General features: G+C 43.2%; 4 protein-coding genes. 2 read left to right on the forward strand and 2 right to left on the reverse strand.

Annotation, left to right across the window (positions count from 1 at the left end):
* Together KGY70_17920 and KGY70_17925 are read left to right on the forward strand one after the other, a co-directional pair.
* Positions 1 to 207 (forward strand): cobalamin biosynthesis protein (locus tag KGY70_17920; protein ID MBS3777080.1); only part of this gene is annotated, 207 nt, incomplete at its 5' end.
* Positions 177 to 728, forward strand: a complete 552-nt coding sequence (locus KGY70_17925; protein MBS3777081.1) for an AAA family ATPase — start codon at positions 177 to 179, stop codon at positions 726 to 728. The genes KGY70_17920 and KGY70_17925, both read left to right, overlap by 31 nt.
* Here the strand turns inward: KGY70_17925 and KGY70_17930 are convergent.
* Both KGY70_17930 and KGY70_17935 read right to left on the reverse strand, forming a co-directional pair.
* Positions 718 to 1647, reverse strand: coding sequence for a DUF4249 domain-containing protein (locus KGY70_17930; GenBank protein ID MBS3777082.1), 930 nt, complete (start codon positions 1645 to 1647; stop codon positions 718 to 720). The two genes, KGY70_17925 and KGY70_17930, sit on opposite strands and share 11 nt — an antisense overlap.
* Before the next feature lie 6 nt (positions 1648 to 1653).
* Complete coding sequence (locus tag KGY70_17935) at positions 1654 to 4020, reverse strand: TonB-dependent receptor (GenBank protein ID MBS3777083.1); 2367 nt, start codon at positions 4018 to 4020, stop codon at positions 1654 to 1656.
* Positions 4021 to 4200 lie beyond the last annotated feature (180 nt).

A 4200-nucleotide genomic window follows, 5' to 3' on the forward strand; every position in this document is an offset into this window, starting at 1 on the left:
CCTGAAGCAGCGATGGCAGGAATACTCAACTGCAGATTCGGCGGGCCGCATATATACCATGGTGAACTTATAACCAAACCGTTCATTGGCCATTCCGACAGAAAGATCAGAGATATAGATATTATGAAAGCAATAGCGGTCAATATCACAGCAACCGTCATTACAGCTTTATTGATATGGGTCATTCACACAAACGTTACATCATAACAGGGGGCAGTGGTTCGGGAAAAACCACCTTGTTGAACAAATTAAGTGAATACGGGTACAAGTGTTTCCCTGAAGTTTCACGGGTAGTTATCAGAGAGCAACAGCAGACGGGAGGAGACCTATTGCCCTGGAACAACCTTGAAGGCTTCGCAGAAGCATGTTTTCAACGCATGAAATCCCAACTGGAGCCGGTTCACAGGACTAACTCTTTCTATGACCGGGGCATTCCCGATATCATTGCTTACCTGTTAAATTCCAACCATCCGGTACCCGGTTATCTTTGGGAGTATGGCCGTTATTACAATCCAACGGTTTTCATCTGTCCCCCCTGGAAAGAAATATTCAGGAATGATCCCCAAAGGCCTGAAAGTTTTGAGGAGTCTGTAGAGATTTATCATTATTTAAACCAGGTTTATCTGTATCTGGGATGCCGCCTTGTGAGGGTGCCGAAAATACCGGTAAATGAAAGGGTAAGATTCATAATTTCTAAAATTGACGAGTTGGAATCCATTACCGGTTAGATCCAGATATTAAGCCATCATCAATTTCCTTTTCTTCCCGTCCATCCACAACAATAGACTGGGCCCATGAAACATACGAAACCCTGAAATATCCCAGCGCCTCCCCTCCTTCGATATTTCCAACGGCATTGGCCGGGGGACCGGAAAGATCAAAAGGATTGCCCGATTGATCGGCTATATTTTGTATCCCTTCGATAAATTGCTGATAAGATTTGGTTACTGTGCTGATCTTAATGGCTGCCGTATCCCCTGGCTGAAATACTTCCAAAAAGGTCAAATTATGTATATATTTATCGTCATCCAATTGTTCGCCATAAGAATAAATCTCCTTTTCATCAACGGTATCCTGCATTAATTCACCGTTTCTGTATAGATCCACCATATATAGATTATCAATATTACCCGGAACATTTCCGTATAAAGCAACAAACAGCAGGAGGGAATCCGTAGGAAATCCTTCCTGGTAAAATGGATTCCTGTAAATGAAAGCCTCCATGCCCTCCAGGTCAATGCCTTCTATCATTTTCTCACTGGCCTGGTAATGCGTTTTATTGTTGATGGGTTCCTGCAGGTGAATGTTCAGTGTGTAGGTATGTCCTGCCCTTCCTGCCACCTTCCTTTCACTCTCATAGATTCCTCTTTTCTCCTTCAATTCCTCAAATTCATAGGTAGTGAAACCGTCCGATATGGTAACATCGGCCCCGGAAACCCGGTCCGTTTCCTGATTGGTAAAGTAATCGGCCGACCTGGATAAAGTAATCCTATGACGCTTTTTTATATTGGTAAAGCTGCCTTCCACCACCAGCAATTCGGGTGATTCCTCCACATCCCAGTCTATTTCTTCATCGGCACATGAAATGAATCCCAAAGCAAAAATTACGGGAAAGCCGTATAAGATGTATTTTAATCCGCACATCATCTGCATTCAGAATTTAAAATTATACGTCACCGAAGGAAAAATGGTAAAATAACTTGTGCGCATGGCTTTGGTCTCATAGAAATCCGCTTTATCCTGCGTAAAATAAATGGCATCTGCATTCTTACGGGCATATGCATTGTAAACAGAAAACACCCATTCACCTTCAAAATTGCTCCCCGGATCGGAATTGCCTATAATGGTCAATCCGACATCCAACCGATGGTAGTCTGGCATCCGGTCTTTATTCCGTCCGGGATAATAAGGAAGCACCAGGTTGCCGTATTCATATCTTGCCGCCGGGGCATTAAGCGGCCTCCCGGTCTTATAAGTCCAATTGGCAGAAAGACTGATACGTCGGGTAAGATCATACATGGCCACCAGTGTCAGGTCATGGGGCCGGTCATAGGGAGAAGGGAACCAGTCTTTTTCCTGGATATCTTTAATCTTTTTCATGGAACGCGAAAAAGAATAACTGATCCATCCGCTCAGATTCCCTTCAGCTTTTTTAACCGTCGTCTCAAAGCCGTAAGCCCTGCCTTTGCCAAACCGTAGTTCCTCTTCCATATCGGGGTTGAACTGGGGTTGTGCAAATTCCTTAAAAGCCACCAGGTTTTGCATATCTTTGTAATACATCTCAAAGGAAGTCTCTATCTCATCATCCAGAAAATTCCTGAAATACCCCAGGCTGTATTGATCGCCTATCTGAGGCTTTATATTCGGATTCGCACTGATCCAAACATCCAGCGGAGAGCCGGTATTGGAATTGGAAGCGATCAAAAGGTATTGGCGGGTCCGGGAATAGCTGGCCTTTACCGAACGGTTTTCCGAAAACACATAATTCATACCGATCCTCGGCTCTATACCATGATAAGTATTGTATATCTCACCTTTATCGTATGTGCGCTCACGAACAACATTGTAATTATCATCTACAACATTCACCGTAGCTTTTCCGATATTTTGGAAAACAGAGTATCTGAAGCCGTAATCGACAGTAAAGTTTTCCGTTACCTTTTGTTCGTTGTTCAAATAAAAGGCACTCTCTATACTCCGGATGGCCGGCAATTTAAATTCAAAACTGCTCGTATCCCGGATTCCGCTGATATCCCCGACATTAAAATCATGATAGGTAGATTTAAGGCCAAACCGCATGGTATTGTTATTGTTGATGTAATATGTAAAATCCGTCTTTGCGGAAAGATCCTTAACAAAAGCGCCATATTCAAACGAGTACGTGCGTTTTTCACGGCCTATCGACAGTTTGTTATCAAGCAAATAATCGTAATTGCTTGCCATAAGCGTAAAATTGGAAAACAACCTGTTGTTAAAAACATGATTCCATCGGGCAGTGGCCGTATAATTGCCCCAGTTAAAATTAGAATTGTTGTCATTCCCTATTGAATAAGAAAATACATCCCGCCCAAAATAACCTGACAAGTAGAGCCGGTTGTTGTCGTCAAAACGGTAATTGACTTTTGCGTTCAGATCATAAAAATGAAAGGGAAATTCAGTGATCCGGCCGCTTCCTGATATATCCCGGGCCAACCCAATAACTGCATCCATATAGGTACGCCGGCCCGAAACAATGAACGAACCTTTGTCTTTAACGACCGGGCCTTCCAGGGTAAGCCTGCTCGATATCAATCCGATCCCTCCTTCGCCTGCAAATTCTTTCATATTTCCGTCCTTCATCCGTATATCGATCAATGAGGATAATCTGCCCCCATAACGGGCCGGTATTTTCCCTTTATAAAGCTCTACATTTTTGATGGCATCGTTGTTAAACACCGAAAATATGCCGCCAAGATGAGAGGCATTATAAACGGGAGCCTCATCGAGCTGGATCAGGTTTTGATCTCTGCCTCCGCCCCGCACACTCATTCCTGAAGTCAACGTCCCGGTGGATTTTACTCCCGGTAACATCTGAAGGGTTTTGATCATATCCACCTCTCCCATCAACACCGGAATCTTATCAATGGTTTCGCTGTTCAGCTTATCCAGGCTCATATCCATGGAAACAATATTGCTGTTGCTTTTTTCCCCTTCCACCACCACTTCCTCAAGCTGGGTATTCTTTCGTTCAAGCTCGATATCCAGTGTCGTATCACCATTAAGCTCAAGATTGATCTCCTTCCCGGAATACCCTACATAAGAGCATGCAATGGTGTATTCTCCGGGTTCCAGTGTAATAGAATAAAATCCGTATGCATTTGTGGTAGTACCGGTGGTTGTTCCCTTTAAAGAGATATTGGCACCGATCAGTACCTCTCCGTCCGACTGATCCTGCACATGACCGCTTATGGTGTATGGCTGGCCGAAAACCCCGGTAGTCAAAAAACTCAGAAATATGATGAGTATATAATTTCTTATCATACTTACTTTTCATATATAAGATGTCAAAACTACACCAAAAATTACAGCTACCCACCCGGAGAATAAATAAATTTAACTTAATCTGATGATAGGTTCAATCCTCTGAGGTAATTAGCCTGACTTCATTTCCGTCAGGAGCAGGACAAGTTTTACATTGTTGCATTACCCAAAATGTTTCAT

The sequence above is a fragment of the Bacteroidales bacterium genome (assembly GCA_018334875.1).
Classification (GTDB): Bacteria; Bacteroidota; Bacteroidia; order Bacteroidales; family UBA12077; genus JAGXLC01.

Excerpts from the sequence above, each read along its gene's own strand:
- KGY70_17925 (MBS3777081.1), top strand. The coding sequence starts at position 177 with ATGGGTCATTCACACAAACGTTACATCATAACAGGGGGCAGTGGTTCG.
- KGY70_17935 (MBS3777083.1), bottom strand. The coding sequence starts at position 4,020 with ATGATAAGAAATTATATACTCATCATATTTCTGAGTTTTTTGACTACC.
- KGY70_17930 (MBS3777082.1), bottom strand. The coding sequence starts at position 1,647 with ATGATGTGCGGATTAAAATACATCTTATACGGCTTTCCCGTAATTTTT.